Origin of the sequence: Spirulina sp. CCY15215, from assembly GCF_016888125.1 — a bacterium.
In the GTDB taxonomy this organism is placed as follows: domain Bacteria; phylum Cyanobacteriota; class Cyanobacteriia; order Cyanobacteriales; family Spirulinaceae; genus CCY15215.
Window position 1 is genome coordinate 1 of record NZ_JACSWA010000186.1, and the last position, 270, is coordinate 270.

1 pseudogene is annotated in these 270 nt (G+C 43.0%); it reads left to right on the forward strand.

Features of this window, described 5'->3' with window-relative positions:
• Positions 1-270 (forward strand): annotated as a pseudogene (locus tag JUI58_RS01020) (ShlB/FhaC/HecB family hemolysin secretion/activation protein); the annotation flags it as partial.

Below are 270 nucleotides of genomic sequence, written 5' to 3' on the forward strand. Positions count from 1 at the left end.
ATGGCTGGCGCATTTCTATCGAAGATCGCATCACTTTAGTGCAGGAGCAAGATAATATTTATTTGTTGCAGGTGATTCCCTTTTTAGATATGGGGATAGTCTGGAATAATCCCAGTAACCCCGACCAAATTACGAATGAGCATTTTTTGGCGGGTGCAGGGGTAGGATTGCTCTATTCTCCTATTGAAGATTTAACCTTGCGCCTCGATCTCACTTTGCCTTTAGTGAATATCCGCGATCGCTCTGTTAATGCTCAAGATGATGGGATTT